General features: G+C 40.7%; 19 protein-coding genes. 3 read left to right on the top strand and 16 right to left on the bottom strand.

Annotated elements, in window-relative coordinates:
• Positions 1-397: 397 nt before the first annotated feature.
• From CVT08_RS10150 to flgH, 16 genes are all read right to left on the bottom strand, one after another.
• On the bottom strand, positions 398-598 hold the full coding sequence (locus CVT08_RS10150) for a hypothetical protein (RefSeq protein WP_230855958.1): 201 nt from the start codon (positions 596-598) through the stop codon (positions 398-400).
• Positions 599-646: 48 nt separating this feature from the next.
• The gene (hypA, locus tag CVT08_RS04635) at positions 647-988 is read right to left on the bottom strand and encodes a hydrogenase maturation nickel metallochaperone HypA (RefSeq protein ID WP_021085088.1); all 342 of its coding nucleotides are present in this window, start codon (positions 986-988) and stop codon (positions 647-649) included.
• Positions 988-1,980 carry a hydrogenase expression/formation protein HypE gene (gene hypE / locus CVT08_RS04630; protein ID WP_107856756.1) on the bottom strand — a complete coding sequence of 331 codons (993 nt, stop codon included), beginning with the start codon at positions 1,978-1,980 and terminating at the stop codon, positions 988-990. Before hypE ends, hypA begins: the two co-directional genes overlap by 1 nt.
• Before the next feature lie 8 nt (positions 1,981-1,988).
• Positions 1,989-3,077, bottom strand: a complete 1,089-nt coding sequence (gene hypD, locus CVT08_RS04625) for a hydrogenase formation protein HypD (protein ID WP_107856757.1) — start codon at positions 3,075-3,077, stop codon at positions 1,989-1,991.
• Positions 3,077-3,316 carry a HypC/HybG/HupF family hydrogenase formation chaperone gene (locus tag CVT08_RS04620; RefSeq protein ID WP_009293878.1) on the bottom strand — a complete coding sequence of 80 codons (240 nt, stop codon included), beginning with the start codon at positions 3,314-3,316 and terminating at the stop codon, positions 3,077-3,079. Before CVT08_RS04620 ends, hypD begins: the two co-directional genes overlap by 1 nt.
• Positions 3,316-4,128, bottom strand: a complete 813-nt coding sequence (gene hypB, locus CVT08_RS04615) for a hydrogenase nickel incorporation protein HypB (RefSeq protein WP_021093192.1) — start codon at positions 4,126-4,128, stop codon at positions 3,316-3,318. The genes CVT08_RS04620 and hypB overlap by 1 nt, the downstream gene beginning before the upstream one ends.
• Positions 4,129-4,251: 123 nt before the next feature.
• Positions 4,252-4,884, bottom strand: coding sequence for a GDYXXLXY domain-containing protein (locus tag CVT08_RS04610; RefSeq protein WP_107856758.1), 633 nt, complete (start codon positions 4,882-4,884; stop codon positions 4,252-4,254).
• Complete coding sequence (locus CVT08_RS04605; protein ID WP_107856759.1) at positions 4,881-6,143, bottom strand: DUF2157 domain-containing protein; 1,263 nt, start codon at positions 6,141-6,143, stop codon at positions 4,881-4,883. Before CVT08_RS04605 ends, CVT08_RS04610 begins: the two co-directional genes overlap by 4 nt.
• A 362-nt stretch (positions 6,144-6,505) precedes the next feature.
• Positions 6,506-6,919 (bottom strand): nickel-responsive transcriptional regulator NikR, encoded by a 414-nt coding sequence (nikR, locus tag CVT08_RS04600; RefSeq protein WP_107849568.1) that lies wholly within the window; start codon positions 6,917-6,919, stop codon positions 6,506-6,508.
• Positions 6,920-6,964: 45 nt separating this feature from the next.
• A complete protein-coding gene (gene hypF, locus CVT08_RS04595; protein ID WP_107856760.1) occupies positions 6,965-9,190 on the bottom strand; it encodes a carbamoyltransferase HypF in 2,226 nt (741 codons plus the stop codon).
• The gene (locus CVT08_RS04590) at positions 9,174-10,646 is read right to left on the bottom strand and encodes a hypothetical protein (RefSeq protein WP_107856761.1); all 1,473 of its coding nucleotides are present in this window, start codon (positions 10,644-10,646) and stop codon (positions 9,174-9,176) included. The genes hypF and CVT08_RS04590 overlap by 17 nt, the downstream gene beginning before the upstream one ends.
• Entirely contained in the window at positions 10,643-11,185 is a 543-nt protein-coding gene (locus CVT08_RS04585) for a HyaD/HybD family hydrogenase maturation endopeptidase (RefSeq protein ID WP_107856762.1), read from the bottom strand. The genes CVT08_RS04590 and CVT08_RS04585 overlap by 4 nt, the downstream gene beginning before the upstream one ends.
• The gene (gene cybH / locus CVT08_RS04580) at positions 11,185-11,865 is read right to left on the bottom strand and encodes a Ni/Fe-hydrogenase, b-type cytochrome subunit (RefSeq protein WP_107856763.1); all 681 of its coding nucleotides are present in this window, start codon (positions 11,863-11,865) and stop codon (positions 11,185-11,187) included. Before cybH ends, CVT08_RS04585 begins: the two co-directional genes overlap by 1 nt.
• Positions 11,866-11,874: 9 nt before the next feature.
• Positions 11,875-13,593: a nickel-dependent hydrogenase large subunit gene (locus tag CVT08_RS04575; RefSeq protein ID WP_107856764.1), complete on the bottom strand. Its 1,719-nt coding sequence runs from the start codon at positions 13,591-13,593 to the stop codon at positions 11,875-11,877.
• Positions 13,594-13,602: 9 nt separating this feature from the next.
• Entirely contained in the window at positions 13,603-14,748 is a 1,146-nt protein-coding gene (locus CVT08_RS04570) for a hydrogenase small subunit (protein WP_107860965.1), read from the bottom strand.
• Positions 14,749-15,103: 355 nt separating this feature from the next.
• Complete coding sequence (gene flgH / locus CVT08_RS04565; protein WP_107856867.1) at positions 15,104-15,811, bottom strand: flagellar basal body L-ring protein FlgH; 708 nt, start codon at positions 15,809-15,811, stop codon at positions 15,104-15,106.
• Between the two features lie 66 nt (positions 15,812-15,877).
• Between flgH and pta the strand changes: the two genes are divergently transcribed.
• Genes pta through CVT08_RS04550 form a run of 3 tightly spaced genes read left to right on the top strand, consistent with a single transcriptional unit; the run spans position 15,878 to position 19,507 of the window.
• Positions 15,878-17,245 carry a phosphate acetyltransferase gene (gene pta, locus CVT08_RS04560; RefSeq protein ID WP_107856866.1) on the top strand — a complete coding sequence of 456 codons (1,368 nt, stop codon included), beginning with the start codon at positions 15,878-15,880 and terminating at the stop codon, positions 17,243-17,245.
• Position 17,246: 1 nt separating this feature from the next.
• Positions 17,247-18,440 (top strand): acetate kinase, encoded by a 1,194-nt coding sequence (locus CVT08_RS04555; protein ID WP_107856865.1) that lies wholly within the window; start codon positions 17,247-17,249, stop codon positions 18,438-18,440.
• Positions 18,441-18,442: 2 nt separating this feature from the next.
• Positions 18,443-19,507 carry a tyrosine-type recombinase/integrase gene (locus CVT08_RS04550; RefSeq protein WP_107856864.1) on the top strand — a complete coding sequence of 355 codons (1,065 nt, stop codon included), beginning with the start codon at positions 18,443-18,445 and terminating at the stop codon, positions 19,505-19,507.
• Positions 19,508-19,511 lie beyond the last annotated feature (4 nt).

Here is a 19,511-nt window from a genome sequence, read left to right as displayed (position 1 = left end):
GACGAAGTTCACGGCGGAGCTTATTATCCGCCACTCATTCTAAGTATCTTGCCAGATCCTCATCAAAACAAAACAACGCATCATTAATAAAATCTTCTAACATTTGCGGATCAATGCCTACTAAAGTTTTACCAACACGAGTTGAAATTCTCGGCGTTTGATCATCATTTAGCTTATAAAGATTTTCAAAATGAAATGCTCGGTTTCTAATTTTAACAGCAAGGTCATATAAAATCTTTACTTTTTGATAGTTTAAAAGTTTATTCTTGCGGTTAAATTTAGAATACTTTTTAAAATCAAGCTTATCAAGATTGACAATATCATTGTGGATTTTGGCTTCATCGATGATTTTTGCCCAAAATCCAAAAGTTTGCTTTGAGACAAAGAGATCATCTAGCTAAAAGTAGTTATTAAAAGAGCTTAAAATATCTACCTTGTTATTATCCACCAAAGCCTTAAAAGCTAAATTTCTCGTAGTTATTTCCAAAATACCAAGTTTTGGAGCTAATGCCTGTACTAGCAAAAAGTTCTTTTTATGCTCTTGCTCGTTTTTATAGCTCTTTAGGCGTTTGATTGAGAAAAATTTAACACTATCCATAAAAAATCAATAAATTCATAAAATTTTACGTATTATAATACGTAAAATTTACTTCATCTCAAGGCGCATGAGATACATATCTTCGCCGTCAGTCACCTTTAAATTTTGACTTTTGCACTTTGGGCAAGTAAAGTCATTTTCGCTAAGCTCCCCGCCAAATCCACAATCCAAGCACTCGACCACAATGCCTTGTAAATTTATGACAAGCTCGGCGTTTTCGCAGATCGTGCCAGCCTTATAAACATCAAAGGCACTCTCTAGATAGTGTGGCTCCACTCCGCTTAAGCGGCCAACTTTTATCTCGATCTTGCTTATCTCTTTAGCATTTTCTTTGGCGGCATTTTTCTCGCAAAGACTGACTAAATTTTGAACGATACTAAGCTCGTGCATTAGCAGATCCTTGGTAGTAGCTCGCCCTTTGGTGGCTCGAGAAATCTTCTTGATTTATAGGCGTTTTCGATGATGACACGCTCGTTTTTAGCTTCCATTACCTCGCCAATTATCATCGCGTTTTTATCAAATTCTTTTAAAATTTTAAGCGCGTCCTCAGCCTGGCTCTCATCAACAGCCATAACAAAAGTGCCTTCATTTGCAAGCTCATAAGGCTCAAAACCAAAGAGCTCACAAACGCCCATCACTTCGTCTGCCACCTTGATATTTTCTTCAAAAACCAAGATGTCAAATTTACTAAATTTAGCCCACTCATTTAGCACCGCACTTAGTCCGCCCCTAGTCGCATCGCGCATGCACTGCGGCTTTATGCCAGCGCCAAATAACCTTAAAGCAACCTCTTTTAGGCTCTTGCAGTCACTTTTTAGATCAAGCCCAAGCTCAAATTCCTCTCTTGCTGCTAGCACCACACCGCCATGTCTGCCAACATCTCCAGAGATGAGAATTTTTGCCCCTGCTTTTAAATTTTTAAGCTCCACGCCCTCGCAAACTATCTCGCCGATGCCTGCTGTGTTTATAAAAATTTTGTCGCATTTGCCATTTGGCACGACCTTTGTATCACCACAAACGACGCTCACACCACTCTCTTTACATGTTTTTGCAAGTGAGCCAAGCACCTTTTCAAGCTCCTCTATACTAAGCCCCTCTTCGATGATGAGCGAGCAGCTTAGGTATTTTGCGCTTGCTCCAACCATCGCAAGGTCGTTTATCGTGCCGCAAGCTGCGATCTTGCCGATATCGCCGCCATTAAAAAAAATGGGAGTTACCACAAAGCTATCTGAGCTAAATGCGATCTTGCCGTTTAAATTTAATATCGCCGAGTCGTTGCTCTGCCTTAAAATTTCATTATCAAAAATTTTAAATATCGTTTCGTTTATAAGCGAGTTCATCTCCTCGCCGCCGCCGCCGTGGCTTAGCATTATCTTTTTCATTAAATTCCTTAACCAACTCTTGCGTATTTAAAATATGCCGCACAAGCGCCCTCGCTTGATACCATGCACGATCCTATCGGATTTTGTGGGTTGCAGACCTTGCCAAAGACCTTACAATCGGTCGGTTTTGCTAGCCCTCTTAAAATTTGCCCGCAAATGCAAGCCTTGCTCTCGCCAGCGCTCTCTACGCTGCAGTCAAACTGCACTCTGGCGTCAAGGTAGGCAAACTCATCTTTTAGTTTCATGCCACTTTGCGCTATCTCACCAAGGCCTCTCCAGACAAAGTCGCACGGCTCAAAATACTTAGCTATGAGCTCTTTTGCTCTTAAATTGCCCTCTTCTTTAACCGCCCTTGCATACTCGTTATAGACTTCATAAGTGCCTGCGTTTTGCTGACGGACTAAATTTAGCACACTTGCCATGATGTCAAGCGGCTCAAAACCGCTAATGGCGATCGGTCTTTTAAACTCATCTGCTAGCTCTTTATAAATTTTGCTTCCAGTGATGACGCTCACGTGGCTTGGCCCCAAAAATGCGTCTATCCTTACGTTCTCATCGCTCATTATGGCTCTAACTGGAGCTGGGACGGTTACGTGATTTATGTGAAAGTATAAATTTTTAATGCCCTCTTGCACCACTTTTTCAACTAAATTTGCACTCATCGGAGTCGTCGTCTCAAAGCCAATGGCAAAAAATATGACCTTTTTGTCTGGGTTTTGCTTAGCGATATTTAGCGCATCAAGTGGCGTGTAAAGTGCCCTTATGTCGTGTCCCTCGCCGCGAAGCTTTTGCAAGCTTGTCTTTGAGCCAGGCACTCTTAGCATGTCAGCTAGCGTGCAAAAGATCACATTATCCATGCTAGCAAGCTTACAGGCCTCATCTATGCGGCTCTTTGGCATCACGCAGACCGGACAGCCTGGGCCGTGGACGAAATTTATATGCTCTCCAACCAAGCTTGGCAGTGCAAATTTCATAATGCTATGCGTGTGGCCGCCGCAAATTTCCATGATATTTAGCGGTTTTACGCTCTCTTTTTGTATCAGTTTTGAAAGGGCTAGGATTAAATTTTTATCGCGAAAATCATTGATAAGATCCATCAAATTTTCCCCGCGTCCATATCCTCAGCGATCTTTTGATAGACCTCCAAGCTCTCAAGCGCAAACTGCGTGTCAATCTTTTGCATGGCGTATCCAACGTGGATTAGCACGTATTCGCCAACCTTTACCTCTTCAGAGATGAGATCTAGGCTTACCTTTCTAGTAACGCCCAGAGTCTCGACGGTAGCAACGTTATTTTCATCTATTTCTATTACTTTTGAAGGGATCGAAAGACACATTATCTTAGCTCTTTTTTAAATTCCAAATAACTTATCCATTTATCGATGCCCTCGCCTGTTTTGCTATCTACTACAAAGATATCAACCTTTGGATTTAGCTTTCTAGCGTCGTTTTTCACTCGCTCGATATCAAAGTCAAAGTGCGGTGCAAGCGAAGCTTTTGTGATCAAAAGCACGTCAGCAGCTCTAAACATCACTGGATATTTGCTCACCTTATCATCGCCCTCTGGCACTGAAAGAAGCACAGCGTTAAAGTGTGAGCCAACGTCGTAGCTTGCAGGGCAAACTAAATTTCCAACATTTTCTATAAAGACTAGATCAAGCTCGTTTAGTGGCAGATGATGAAGCCCCTCATGCACCATAAAAGCGTCTAAATGGCAGGTCTGACCTGTGCTTATCTGATGAGCTTTTGCGCCAGCTTTTACTATGCGGTCGGCATCTTGGTTAGTCTCTAAATCGCCCTCGACAACGCCTATTTTAAATTTGCCAGCCTTTATCGTAGCCTCTAAAAGCGTAGTCTTGCCAGCGCCCGGACTACTCATCAAATTTACACAAAGTATCTTTTTTTCATCAAGATGCGCTCTGTTGTGAGCGGCCTCTTTGTCGTTTTCAGATAGAATTTTCTCTATCACGTCTATCGTTTTACTCTCGTTTAGCACAGGGTGTGCGTGAGCCTCGTGGCTATGCTCGTGTGCGTCATGAGCGTGATCTGTATGCCCGTCGTGAGTGTGTGGGTGTGAGTGAGTGGTGCCGTCAGCATGAGTGTGAGTGTGGGCGTGATTTCCCATTGAACAACCGCAATCTTTACACATTTTATTATCCTTTTTTATTAATTTTTAGAGATTTTAACGCTTAAATTTAAAAATAAAATTAAAATTTAAGGGCATTTTATGCAAATGAGATAAATTAACCCGTTTTTTAATTAACCTTTAAATTTACCTTTGATCTTGCAAGCTTGTGTTTTTATCTAGCTCCTCAAAGCTTTCGTTATCATCTGTGTAGCCATTTTCATCAAAATTTTCATCGCTATTTTTTTGTTTGCCATTTGGTGTGATGATGAGATCTTTTAGCCTCGCTCTGCCATCATCCATCACCATCAAAACAGCAAAAGCATCCACATCTTGATCCATCATCTCTCGCTCGGTTTGCTGAGCCTTTTTAGTTGGCATATAAAACTCTTCGATGCCGTATTTTACAAATAAATATCCATCAAATTTGCCAGCTAAGAAAAGAGCATCTTTTGGCTTAGTAAAGCTAAATTTATCAAAAGCATAAGTGGCATTCGCATCTTGCTTTAAAATGGCGTAAATTTCATCATTTTTTGAGAAATTTCTATCATATAGATCTATCTCTTTGCCAGTTTTTTCATCAAATTTATACTGCTGCAAATTTGAAAAATCATAGCTCAAGCTCACGTAGTTTCCGCGAAAGAGATCCCTTGGATCATAAAGATTTACCCTCACTTTTACCTCTTTTCCAAGATAAAGTGGCATGAGTGCGTATGCGAGCATCGCAATTATTAGTAAAATTTGAAAAATTATGGCTAGTATTAGCGATCTTATCTTCATTTTTTGCCTCCTTTTTTAGCAGCAACTACGAGCACGACGAAGGCAAAGATGATAAATAGCGCCGTAGCCCCTAAATAATCGCCTATTAGTTCAAAGTATCTAATCACCGCAACTAAGAATATCATGCATAGTCCAAGTGCAAGCTCGCCATTTTTTATAAGCACGGCTGCAACGATAATGTTTGCTAGCGAGAAGAAGATATTTGCATATCCCACACCCAGACTAAAGACAAATGGCAACGCAAAGAGTATCAAGCCAAGAAACAAGCCACTTTTGTTTTTCTCTTTGAAAAATAGCGCAATGCTAGCGATGCTAAATACGGCAAAAATCTTGCCAAAGCTACTATAAAAAAATGCTTTTGCAAACCAAAATTTATCTTCTTCTAGCTCGTAGATATCACCATTTGCATAAGCTATCAGACAAACGACCAAGATAACGATGCCAAGATACTTGCCAAAGCCTTTTACAAGGTGTGCTAGCCTATCTCTAAAGCTAGCTAACGTGCTAAAGAGTGCAACAAGTAAAAGCGCGTATGAGAGCGATAAAGTAGCAGCCATCGGCGCTCTAAACATAAGATCATAGTCATAAAATTCGTTAAACCCACTGATCCTAGCGCAAAGTGAAACGATGTAGAAAAATATATCCGCTAAAAGCACAATCGCAAGAAATACTGAGTCGCTTTTATAAAGCGTGTAGGCACCAATGGCTATAAAGACGATAAATTCATAAGCAAACTCGCCGCCCATGCCCTTTAAAACAAACCAGATCGTCGCAAAAACGAGGCTTTGAGCCACTAGCAAGGCCTTTTTGCTAGCAAAAGAGAGCGCCATAGCTCCAACGCTCCAGAGCAAAACTCCTCCGCTTGGCTCGTCGCTAATATTATAAATTTGAGCGATGAGCGCTATGGCTGCGCCGTAGCAGAAATTTCCCAAAAAGAGCGTAGCCGTGCCAAGCTTGTCTTTGCCTTTTTTGAGATAATAAACTCCTCCAAAATTTAAAAGAGCAAGCACTCCAAAGATGATGACAAGGCGCCCCATCCTTGGTATCTCCTCCCAGTAAGCTCCAACAAGGGTAAAAAAAGCCAGCGCGAAAAAGAGATAAGCAACCAACTTTAAGATAAAGCTAGTCTTTTCGCTATGAGCGTTTAGATCTATTTCATATAAATTTGCTATCTTTAAAGCAGTGGCCTTATCGACCACATCCTCTTTTTGCCAGCGATCTAGCTCTTTGGCTAGAAAATTTCTATTGTAAAAATTCATCTTTCATTCTCTTTAAATGACATTTTTTTGTGGCTAATGATAGCATACAAGCGACAAAAATGCCAGAACAAAAATGAAGCAAAAAAGAGAGAAATTTAAAAAGTCAAAAAACTTGGGCGGGCTTTTGCAAATTTAGCTTTAGCCAAAGCCCAAGCAAAAAACAAACGGTCATCAAACTTTTCGCCACAAAAAAGATATCAGGCAAGCAAGAAATAGCAAACCTGCTATAAATTTGCAAAAATGGATCACAAAAACTGCTAAAAAACTAACAAAAAGACAAAATAAGACAAGCTCCGCAGCCAAGAAAGCGCTGCTAGCTATTTACAAAAATCCTAAATTTAACAGCCAAAAAGGCTTTTAGCTTAAAATTTAGGCACAGCGGCCTTTGTAAGTTTAGAAAACTTAACACCCTTTAAGCCAGCAATCCTATCAGCAAAGCGCTCTATCTTCTCCGCTTCGCCCCTTATAGAGATTGTTTCTAAGCAGTTGTGGTGATCGACATGGACGTGATTTGTGCAGATGATCTTCACATCAGAGTCATGCTCGATATCCATTTTTTTATTCACCAAATCGTTGTGATGATGCACATAAATAAGCGTCAAAACCCCGATCAACTCCTCGTTAGCGTCCTTCCAGCTGTCGCTTACGATCTTTTCACGGATCAAATCCCTTGTAAATTCACTCCTAGAAGCGTAGCCTTGTTCGCTAACTTTTCTATCTAGTTCGTCTAGTAATTGACTAGGCAAAGAAACACTAAAACGTATAACACTATCCATTTTTTGCTCCTTTCTCGTTTGATTACCGTTTAAAATAATTATACATCACTTATTAGAAAATGTGGATAAATAATAATAAATTTGCCCTAAATTTACGTTAGAATCGTTACTACAGAATTTCTTATTGATATAAAATTTCAAATTTACTTTAGTAAATTTTTTGTAAATAAGCTCAAGCAAAGTCTTATTTTGAAAAACTCCGCCACTTAATAAAATCTCTTTTTTCTCACTTTTAGAAATTTCAAAAATAATATCAGCCATGCCATTTATAAATGCCGTCGCAGCCACTCTTGGCTTATCTTTTAGAGCACTTTTAAAGGCATCTTTAAAGCCGATAACTCCGTCATTTAGACTAAATTTGTAACACGCATCTAAATTTTTATCATAAAGTGCTTCAAGCCTCATGCCACTTTCGCCCTCAAAACTCGAGTGAAAAATGCCACATATTATCGCACCAAATGCGTCAAATATCCTACCAACAGAGCTAGTTTTTACTAAATTTAGCCCCTTTTGCTCCATCATCTTGAAATTTCTAAGCACCTTTTCATCAAAATTTACTAAAAATTTACGCCCTTCATCCTCAAGCTGATACTTCAAAATAATAGAATAAGCGATGAGATAGATATTTTTTATGCTATTTTCGCCACCAAATAAGCTAAATTCATCAAAGTGACAAACCCTTTTGTAGCTATTTTTATCTAGCCTAAAAACCTCGCCACCCCAAATTTTGCCGTCTTCTCCGTATCCAGTGCCGTCAAAACAAAAGCCAAGATACTCTTTGTCTGGCAAATCATTTTCAAAGATCACACTTAGCAAATGCGCGTAGTGATGCTGCAGATGAACTAGCTCAAAGCCCTGATCTTTCGCCCATTTTGTATTTAAAAAATTTGGATGAAGATCGGCTATGACCTTGTCTATTTTTAGATCATAAGTCGTTTCAAAAAGGGTGAAAATGTCCTTAAACCTATCAAAAGTCGCCACGTTTTTTAGATCGCCGATATACGGACTAACCATCAAAAGTCCGTCTTTGTAGATACAAAATGAGCTTTTTAGCTCCGCTCCAAGGGCTAAAAATGTCCCTTTTTGCTTGAAATTTGTATGGATGAAATTTGGATTTAGCCCACGACTTGTTCTTGTAAAAATTATCTCATCACCAACGCAAAATGCAATACTATCGTCACTTGGCGAGTAAATTTCTCGGTCGTGATCAAGATAAAAGTCTATGACATCGCCTAGTTTTTCTCTTAGCTCGCTCTCGTCTTTTATGACCACTTCGCCTGAAATGTTTGCGCTAGTTGCGATGATGTCGTGTTCTAAGTGGTCAAATAGCAAAAGATGTATGCCACTAAATGCGAGCATAACGCCAAGTTTGTTTAAATTTGGAGCTACGCTTTTTGCGATATTTGAGCCATTTTTTGCTTCAAGCAAGACGATTGGCTTTAAATTTGAAGTAAGAAGCTTCGCCTCAGCCTCTGAAATTTGCGCTATCTCTCTAGCATTTTGTAAATTTTTACTCATCAGAGCAAAGGGCTTGCTTGGGCGATGTTTTCTAGCTCTTAGCTCGCAAACTGCTGCTTCATTTGTCGCGTCGCAAACCAGATGAAAGCCACCAAGGCCCTTAATGGCTAAAATTTTGCCCTCGTTTATGAGCTTAGCCGCCTCTTTTGCCGCTTCGTTCCCACTAGCCAAGACTTTGCCAAATTTATCTTTTAGATATAGTTTTGGTCCGCAGTTTGGGCAAGAGATCGGCTCTGCGTGGTAGCGGCGATTAAGCGGATCTTTGTATTCGCTCTCGCAAAATTTACACATCTTAAACTCGCTCATCGTCGTATTTACCCTGTCATAAGGCAAGGCTTTTATGATGGAAAATCTCGGTCCGCAGTTGGTGCAGTTTATAAATGGATATTTGTAGCGTGGATTTGTGGGGTCATAAAACTCGCGCAAGCAGTCATCACAAAGTGCGTAATCAGGCAAGATAGGCGCTTGCTTGGCAGCACTCTTTGAGGCGATGATCTCGAGCTTTTCATAAATTTTATCTATCTTAAATTTATGCAGTTCATCGATCCTAGCAAGGGCTGGTAGCGAGCTAAAAAGCTCCTTTTCAAAAGCCAAAAAGCTGGCCTCTTCGCCGCTAAAATTTAGCTTCACGCCCTCATCATCATTGTAAATTTCACCAACAAGGGCAAATTTATGCGCCAAAGTATAGACAAAAGGTCTAAAACCAACGCCTTGAACTAAGCCTTTGATCTCATATCTAAAGCTTGATCTCAACGCCAAATCCGGGGTCAAAATTTGTTTTTATATTTGGGTTTAGGTGCTTTTTTATCAAGTTGCTAACTACCTTATTATAAAATAAATCCCCGCTTAAAGTAACATTTTTGATCTTAAATTTATCTCGTTTTTCATAGCTAAAATCGCTCAAAAAGTGCGCCAAAGACTCGGTGCAACCAAAGCTGATATTCTTCTCTCCAGCGCCAGCAAGGATAAATGAAATAATACTTTTTACAAACTTAACCCCGTCTAAACCAAAGTCATCTTTCATTTTATAATCGATCCTAACGCCCTTTTGACCGCTAAAATCAGCTGCCATAAGAAGCAAATTCTCCCCTGCTTTTTTAAAGTCACTACTTGTGCCAAGCAAGCGTCCAGCTATGCAAAATAGCGAGAAAAAGCTAGCGTTTGAGCTAAATTTACCACTTGGCAGGGCGCGCTCTTTGCTGAAGTTTTCAAGTAGTCTTTCGCCACCCTCCTCAGCCCCTATAAGCTCATAAATTTCTTCAAAGCTACTAAATTTTGGTAAAAAGAGAAGCTGCGTTTTGCTTGATTTTGAAAGCAGGCAAATTTCATCATCGCTAAATTTGCTAAATTTTAGCCCCAAAGCCACCTCGCCCAAATAGCTAAGCTCAAATTTCTCATCTTTTACATAAAAAAATGGGCTTAAAAGTGCGCTATTTTCAAGTAAGGCAAGCCTTGAAAGGGCTCTTTTTTGCTCCTTTACAGAAACGCTTAAAAAGCTAAAGCCATCTTTATTTAGCTGTTCGCAAAGGGCGTAAAGAAAAAGGTCATTTGGCGCCATCACGTCAAAAAATAGCGGTGTGCCCTCGTGGTTTTGCCTATAAATAGCTGTCGTTTTTAGTGCCAAAAGTGGCTTTTCAAAGCTAGCAAGCGCGATCTGCGCCCTATCACCAGCTATAAAAATTTTTGGTAGCTGCTTTAAATTTACAGGCATCAAGAAATTTACATCAAATTTTACCACAAGAGAAATTTCATATAAATTTTCATCTTGCTCTACGCAAATGCTCTTACCATTTTTTAATAAATTTAGGCAGGTTTTTAGCTTTTCATTAAAATTATCAAGCGTTATCTCACCATCAAATTTACTCAAAGCAAGCGTGCCACTTTCATTTAAAATAGCCTTGCCATTAGCCAAAAATGCCGCCGCTTGAGATGGGCTAAGCGTGCCAAATTTTATATCTTTAATCTCACCTGCCACGTCAAGCTCATCTGCTGTATCAACCTCGCTATGCTTTATATAAAGGCTATAAGGCAAGATGACGCTAGCTCTGTCTGCTAGGGTGCTAAGCTCCTTGGCGAAGCCACTTACCTTTAGGCAAATTTGATCATCTTTGCAGCTTATAGAGTGCTTAAGATCTTTAGCTAATGAGCTTAGAAATGGCGCCAAAAAGGCTGGGTCTTTAAAGCAGTCAAATTTAAAAGCAAGTATCATTTTAAACCTTTTTTGGCGTAGTCATCGAGGGTGTCGTTTAGAGTGAAATTTGCCACCTTTTCACACTTAAAATCAAGCTCTTTTAAGTGTTCAAGTAGCGTTTTTTCTAGGATGTTAGAAGCTTTTATCACTTCATCTGAGAGGTTAAAATTTGATGACTCTATGCGGCTAGGCACGATGCCTAGGATTTTGGTTATCGGTCTGTCGCCTGCAAGCTCCATTAGATGAAGGGTTTGAAGCATCTCGATCTCGTGAGCCGAGCCGTCCCAGCTGATAAAATTTGGTACGTTTAGAAAGTCGAAAAAATAAACATCGCCCACGCTTGCGCCATTTGCACTAATGCAATCAACGACGATAAGATAGTCAAATTCGCTTATAATGTGAGTTAGAGCGAGGGCTAAAGTGCCCCCGTCCATTAGAGTAAGTTCATTTTTAGAGCTTGTAAATTTATAGTTTTTAGCCATCAAATTTACAAAATGAACACCTATGCCCTCATCAGCAAACATAACGTTGCCGATGCCAAGAACTAGCACTCTCATCAGTGTTCTTTTACAAATTTATAGCCACTAACGATGGCGTCCATCGCTCCATTTTTGCCTTTAACGGCGTTAAATATCGCCATATAAACGTGAATTGGCACAAATATCATGATGATCCACATGCAAATTCTATGTATCGTTCTAACATTTGCTAGTCCGCCCATAAGCTCTTCAAAGTATCTCGCTGGCTCGTAGATCGCTCCGCCAAGTCCATTGTGATAAACGTGAGCGTAAAGCACTAGGCCAGTTAGGCAGATGAGCGCTAAGACGACGTAAAAGAAAAAGTATGAGGCAAACTGCAATGGGTTATAAACGCCCCTTAAATGCGGGTGCGGTCCCATAAAGATGTAGTACTTTATCTGCGCTATCCAAACTTTTGGACTTAAAAAGTCAAGCACGCTCATCCACTCTTTTTTGCTGTGTTTATCAAAGACAAATAGATAGAATTTAAAGATAAATACCGCTATTAGCACAAAGCCAGCGACCTGGTGCGCCAAACGCCACTTTGCTTGCATGAAATTTGTAGGCTCGCTTGTGATCTCTGGACTCATAAAGACATAAGAGATGTAGTAGCCACTCACAACCAAAAGTGTGATAGCTATAAATCTAATCCAGTGTGTCAGCCTAACGCCGATGGAGAATTCGTATTCGCTGATCCTGTCAGGATTTTTATGTGACATCTTTTCTCCTTACAAATTTGGATTTATCTTATAAGTACTCAAATCATTTCCCTTCGTATCCATAACATGCACGGCACATGCAATGCAAGGATCGTAAGAGTGAATTTTTCGTATTATCTCAAGTGGTTTTGAAAGATCAGCGATCTTTAAGCCTATCAAGCACGCCTCGTAACTTCCCATTTGACCTTTGGCGTCTTTTGGAGAGGCGTTCCAAGTGCTTGGCACAACTGCTTGCCAGTTTGAGATGACGCCATCTTTTATGCGGCACCAGTGGCTTAGCGCGCCTCTTGGAGCGTTACCTTGAAAATTTCCTTTATATTCTTTTTTGTTATCTATTACATATTTTGTGCAAGTCTCTTGATCTGTCTTTAAATTTTCGATCAAGGCATTAAATGCGTCCATTGTGTGCTCTGCGACCACTTTTGCTTCAAGCATACGAGCAGCTGTTCTGCCTAGAGTTGAAAAGACTGCACTTAGTGGCAAGCCACTCTTTGCTAAAAACTCATCAACTATCTTTTTAACTCTCTCGTTGCCTTTAGCGTAGTTTATGACGATGCTTGCGATCGGTCCTACTTGCATAGGCATACCATCATATCTTGGTGCTTTGATCCAGCTATATTTGCCCTTTGTGTCAAAAAGCTTGCTGTGAGCTAGCTTGCCCTCGCCGTCTATGCTCTCTCCATCAACAAGACCTGTGTAGTTTGCCTCTGTCTCGCCGTCATACGGGTGAAGCGCTTTGTCATTTTTATACCAAGATCTTGTAGCCTCTTCTGTAATTTTGTTTTCGTCGATATCATAAACCTTGCTAATATCACCATTTAAGATGATACCGCCTTTAAATAGATGGTCATTTTTGCCGATCAAAAACTCATCGTAGCAGAATAAATTTGATACGCCAACGTCGTTTAGAACGCTCGGCTCGTTTGCATAAGCCTTAGCAGCCATCAAAATATCTGGATAGTAAGCTCTATCTACAAATTCTTTTATCTCGGCAAATTTACTTATATATTCGCCCATTCTAGCTGGATCCATAAGATCCATCACGCAGGTCACGCCACCAACTGTTAGGCTTTGTGGATGTGGGTTTTTCGCGCCAAAGATAGCCATCATCTGAGCTGCTGTTCTTTGAATTCTAAGGCACTCTAAGTAGTGAGAGAGGACGATTAAATTTTGCTCAGGAGTAAATTTATATGTGCTATGTCCCCAGTATGCGTTGGCAAATGGTCCAAGGTTGCCCTTTTTAACAAAGGCTTCAACCCTCTCTTTTACCTCTTTTAGCTTATCAGCTCCCGTGGCAAATGGCGTGCTTGTGTATTTAAACGCCTCTTCGCTAGCCTTATGCACGTCTGCGCTTAGTGCAGAGACGACATCTGCCCAGTCCATGCCGTGAAGCTGATAAAAGTGCACGATGTGATCGTGAAGATATAAAGCTGCGTTCATGAGCGTTCTAGTTAGCTCAGCATTTAATGGGGGTTTTATACCAAGTGCGTTTTCAACCGCAATTATACCTGCTCGGTAGTGCGAGTATGTGCAAACACCGCAAATTCTTTGCATGAAAAAGCCAGCATCTCTTGGGTCTCTGTTTTTTACTATCTGCTCTAAGCCCCTCCAAAGAGTTGAGCCAGAGTAAGCCTCTTTGACAACATTGTTTTCATCGACTACGACTTCTATTCTTAAGTGCCCTTCGATACGTGTTATAGGGTCTATTACTATTCTTTTTTCACTCATTTTTTTGCCTTATTCTTTATCTTTACTCATACAAGCTAGTGCAGCGTGAGCCGCTATGCCAACACCAGCAAGTGCTAAAATTCCAATGCCTATTTTATCACTTACATTATCAGCGCCAAGCCCCAAAACAGTGTCAAATAGCCTATCAGCCATCGGCTCTTCAAATGGCCCCATCGTATCCCAAAAGTCTGGCTCTGAGCAGCCTATACAGCCATGACCTGCTTGAACTGGCCATGATGTGTGTTGATTAAATCTCTCGCGTGAGCAGTTATTAAATGTATATGGACCTTTGCAACCTACTTTATATAAGCAGTAGCCATTTTTTGCGCCCTCGTCGCCAAAGCTTTGGACAAACTCGCCTGCATCAAAGTGACCACGCCTCTCGCAAAGATCGTGAATTCTTAAGCCATAAGCCCATTTTGGTCTGTTATAAACATCAAGTGCAGGCAAAGTGCCAAATAGTAAGTAGTGAAGCACGTTGCCAACGATGTTTTTCTCGCTTGGAGGACAGCCTGGCACGTTTATGACTGGCTTATTAGTCACCTTTGAAAGGCCGACTGCATTTGTTGGATTTGGCTTAGCTGCTTGGATACCGCCAAAGCTAGAACAGGTACCAATGGCAAAGATAGCAGCAGCGTTAGCAGAGGCATTTACGGCGTGAGTTTTGCCGCTTGTGCCGTGAGGTCCAACTGTTAAAAAGTGCTCAGTAGCTCCCGTTGGCACGCCACCTTCAACTAGCAGGATATATCTGCCCTTATATTTTTCTATCGCATGCTCTAAATTTTCTTCAGCCTGCCAGCCAGCAGCCGCCATGATAGTTTCGTGGTAGTCAAGGCTTATGTAGTCAAATATAAGGCTATCTATGCTTGGAGCGTCAGTTCTTAGCAAGCCCTCGCTACAGCCAGTGCATTCTGCCATGTGAAGCCATATCACTGGGAGCCTATCGCTTAGCTCAGCAGCGCGAGCAACCATCGGCGTCATCGCACTTGGCAATGCCATAAAGGCTGTCATCGCGCCAGCCCACTTCATAAAATCACGCCTAGTAAAGCCTTTATCTTTTAAAAGCTGCGCAATACTAGTGTCATTTTTCATCTTAGGCAATGCACTAAGTTCGCTTAAGCGTCTATTTATCTTTTGACGCAAGTCATTATTCATATAAGCTCCTTCATTAGAAATTTATTTATTTTGTATATTATCTTTTTTTGAAAAGAGAAATATTATTTTATTTCATTAATAATTATATTTAAATAAATTTTAAAGTATAAATTTTTAAATGCCTTGTTATCAATGGTCCTAAAATATGCTAAAAAAATAATATTTAGTGGGAATTTATCCTATTTTTTTACAAACTGCTAAAGAAAAAAAGATATTTTTTTCTGAAAGTAAATATCAATTCAAATTTTTTTAATAATTTTTAAAAAATATAATTTAGTATATTTAAGAAGAAAGAGCTTTGAAATATAAATTTTTAAAAGCCTAAACTGGTTAAATTTAGGCTTTTAAATTTGCATTAAAATGGCCAGATAGCCTCCATAAGCCTTGTGCCCCAAGGTTTTTTGGTTGATTTGTCTAGCTCGCCCTCGGTTTTATACAAAATTTTGGCATCAGCTATGTATTTTGAGTCGATTTCGTTGTTTTGCGAGATGTCGTAAGGTCTGATGACGCCACTTACTTGCATGATCTGCTTTTCGCCATTTATTAGTAGCTCGCGGCTTCCTTCAATGAAGTAGTTGCCGTTATTTAGGATCTTGATGATCCTAGCTGAGATGGTCGCGGTAAATTTCTCGCTTCTGTTGCTCGTGCCACTACCTGTAAATTTATTGCCGCCACCTGCTTTAAAGCCGATGTCACCGTATTTGTTTAGATTATCAGCCACGGTTGAGAGTGGTGCAGCCCCAGCTGCAAAAACGCCGCCGCCAAGCGAAATGGTGCTATCTTTGTTGGTGCTTTTGCTGCCACTTGAAATTTGACTTGCGTTTTCAGAGATGACGATGGTTACGATGTCATTTACATTCATCGCCTTTCTATCTGAAAATAGCGGGTTGTCGCCCTTGCCAAAGAGACTGCCAGCATTACTTTGTCCGCTACCACTATCTTTTGAAGGGAGTTGCTCGACATAAACTGGAGGTTTCATATTAATGTGAGGATCTGCACTTGGGGTGCAACCTATGTAAAAAATGCCCGCAAATGTGACGAGCCAAATATTTTTATAGTTCATAAAATGCCTTAAAATAAGTATCTTTGTGCTAAGATTAAGCAATTTAAGTTCCCAAAAAGGTCACAAATGAAAAGTTGTTACATTTTTTCAGACAAAAATCTAGCATATTTGCAGGAAATTATAGCTACAAAATTCAAAAAAGTTGAGATCTTTAAGATAACTCCAGACGAAAACGACAAAAAAAATCTAATAAATTTAAATGAAAAGGAGTTTTTTTTAAAATTTATAGATAAATTTGAAGAGTTAAAGGCAAAAAGCGACTTCGTCATAGTCATTGGCTGTGAGGGCTTTAGTGTCTTTGGCAAGAGCGAGCTAAATTTAAAGCTAGCTAGAAATTTAAACGCTCCAATCTTTGATGAAAACGCAAACGAACTAAGGGCGCTAAATTTAAACTCAAAGCTTCTAATAACTGATAAATTTGATGAAATTTTAAGCTACAACGCCGAGATCATCACGCCATTTAAATTTCAAAGCCTGCTTCTAAAAAGAGCCAAAGCGGCAAACAAAACAGTCGTTTTGCCAGAGAGTGATGATGAGAGAATTTTAAAAGCGGCCCACATCGTGCTAGAAAAAGGTGCGGCAAAGGTAATCTTGCTAGGGCTTGAGAGCGAAATTTCAAAAAAGGCAGCCACTTTGGGGCTAAATTTAAGCAAAGCAAAGGTGCTAAACCCAGCACAAAACGAGCTGAACGAAGAGTTTGCAAAGAAAATTTATGAGCTAAGAAAACATAAAGGCGTCGATGAAGGCAAGGCAAACGCGCTTGCAAAAGATAAAATTTACTTTGCCACGATGCTAATACATGAAGGCATAGCAGACGCCTTAGTAAGTGGTGCTACGATGAGCACGGCTGATACTATCCGCCCAGCCCTTCAGATCATAAAAACAAAGCCAAATGTAAGCGTGGTAAGCGGGGCATTTTTCATGGCGCTTGATGAGGAAATTTTACTCTTTGCCGACTGCGCTGTCACGCCAAATCCAAGCAGCGATGAGCTAGCAAGCATAACGCTAAGTAGCGCTCAAACGGCAAGTGCCTTTGGTCTTAGCCCAAAGATCGCTATGCTAAGCTACTCAACAGCTGATAGTGGTAGCGGGGCTGACGTGGAGTTTGTAAAAGAGGCTGCCAAAAAGGCGAGCGAGCTTGATGAGAATTTAAAAATCGCAGCGCCAATTCAGTTTGACGCGGCGGTTGATCTAAGCGTGGCTAGTAAAAAGATGCCAAATTCCGATGTCGCAGGACAGGCAAATGTATTTATATTTCCAAATTTAAACTGCGGAAACATCTGCTACAAGGCAGTTCAGCGAAGCGCAAATGCCCTAGCTGTTGGACCGATACTTCAAGGACTAAAAAAGCCAGTAAATGACCTAAGCCGCGGCTGCCTCGTCGAAGACGTGGTAAATACCATCTTAATAAGCGCGATACAAGCAGGAGAGTGATATGAGAATTTTAGTTTTAAACTCAGGTAGCAGCTCGATAAAATTTCAACTTTTTGATATGCAGACAAAAACAAGCCTAGCAAGCGGCCTAGTCGAGCAAATCGGCAGCTCTAGCTCAAGGGCGGTGCTAAAGGCAAATGGCGAAGTTTATGAGATAAAACGCTTCATAAAAGACCACCACGACGGACTTGAGGCGATGAACGAGCTCTTCACCACATCGCATACACTGCACGATCTAAGCGAGCTTGACGGCATAGGACACAGGATAGTGCATGGTGGCGAGAGCTTTTTTAGCTCGATGATCGTTGATGAGAGCGTCATCAAAAAGATTGAGGAGATAAGCCCACTTGCCCCACTTCACAACCCAGGTCACCTTGCTGGCATCAAAAACGCGATGAAAGAGAGCAAAAACGTGCCTCATGTGGTCGTTTTTGACACTGTTTTTCATCAAAGCATGCCAGAGTACGCCTACCGCTACGCCCTACCCTACGATGTTTGTAAGACTCATCACATCAGAAAATACGGCTTTCACGGCACATCGCACAGATATGTCTGTAAGCAAGCAGCCAAAATGCTTGGCATAGAGTTTGATAAATTTAACGCTATCTCGCTTCACTTAGGCAACGGTGCCTCAGCTTGTGCTGTGCAAAATGGCAAAAGTATCGATACTTCGATGGGTCTTAGCCCACTTGAAGGGCTCATAATGGGCACAAGAAGTGGCGATATGGACCCAGCCGTAGTCATCTATCTGCTAAATATCGGCGTTTTAAAGTGGAACGAGATCGATAACTTCTTAAACAAAAAGAGCGGACTTTTTGGAATTTGTGGCTCAAGCGACATGAGAGAGGTCGTAGCTAAGATGCAAAACGACGAGCGAGCCAAGCTTGCATTTGATATGTTTTGCTACCGAGTGAAAAAGTACATCGGCTCATACTACGCCATTTTAGGGCACGTTGATGCGCTCATATTTACCGGCGGCATCGGCGAAAATGCGCCAAACACAAGGCAAAAAATTTGTGATGATCTAAAGCATCTTGGCATTCACATCAACCACGAGCTAAATTTCTCAAACGAGCGAGGCGAGAGGTGTATAGATGAAGAAGGCGCTAAGATAAAAACGCTCATCATCCCAACCAACGAAGAGCTTGAGATCGCCATAGAGACAGCCAGAGTGATAAAAGAGAGAACGCTTTAAGTATGAAATTCCCACTTGACTGCAAAGATAGTTTTGAAAACTCATTTATATTTTGGCTCACAAGATATGTCAAATTTAAACTTAGCTCACTTTCAAACAAGGAGCTAAGAGACCCAAAGGCGCTTGCAAGTGTAAATTTCGCCCTAAGCCGCGAGATAAAAAACATAGAGCAGCTTGATGGGCTGGTAAAAAGCGCTAGAAATGCGGGGCTTACTGGCATAAATACCTACTTTAACCCTCTTAAAAAGATATATGAGACGATGAAATTTTATGAGCTTAGCAGTCTAAAACAGATCGATGAAGAGTTGCTAAGTGAAATACTAGCCAGTACAACTGGCGGACTAAGTGACGCAAGCAAGAAAAACTACCGAATTTCAGTGATAAATTTCTTTGCCTTTTTAGACAAACAAAATGAAGAGGACGGCAAGGCTCATGTTTTTGATATAAATTTAAAAAACTGGGGCGGCGTTAGTGGTAACAAAGGGCAAAAGCTGCCTGAGTTTATGGGCGAAGAGGAGGTCAAGAAATTTCTTGATGCGATCGAGGAGAGCGACTTTAAGCAAAACTCAAACCGCAACAAGCTCATCATAAAAACTATCATCTTTACTGGTATCCGTGTGAGCGAGGCGCTAAATTTAAAGAGAAAAGATATCACAGAGGACGGCGATCTTTTTATCATTAGAATTCGTGGCAAAGGCAACAAATACCGCATAGTAATGATAAAGCGACACCTAATCGAAGCTCATCTAAACGCAATCGCCATAAACTACATCAACAAAGAGGGCTATCTTTTTATAAATAAAAAAGGCACGAGGCTCACGCAAGCTTATGTTAGCCGTATCGTGGAGCAAATTTTATTTAAAGCAGGTATCAGAAAGGAGAAAAACGGCGCTCACATGCTGCGCCACACCTTTGCAACGATGCTTTATAAAAAGCAAAAAGACCTCGTGCTAGTGCAAGAAGCTCTTGGGCATGCAAGCCTAAATACCTCGCGAATTTACACGCACTTTGATAGTGACAAGCTAAAGCTTGCTGCAAAAGTGGCTGAGGACTTGGCTGGCGAGTAAAATT

The organism is Campylobacter concisus, from assembly GCF_003048835.2.
GTDB lineage: Bacteria > Campylobacterota > Campylobacteria > Campylobacterales > Campylobacteraceae > Campylobacter_A > Campylobacter_A concisus_D.
Note: the sequence above shows the minus strand (reverse complement) of the source record. Positions and strands in the feature narration are given on the sequence as shown.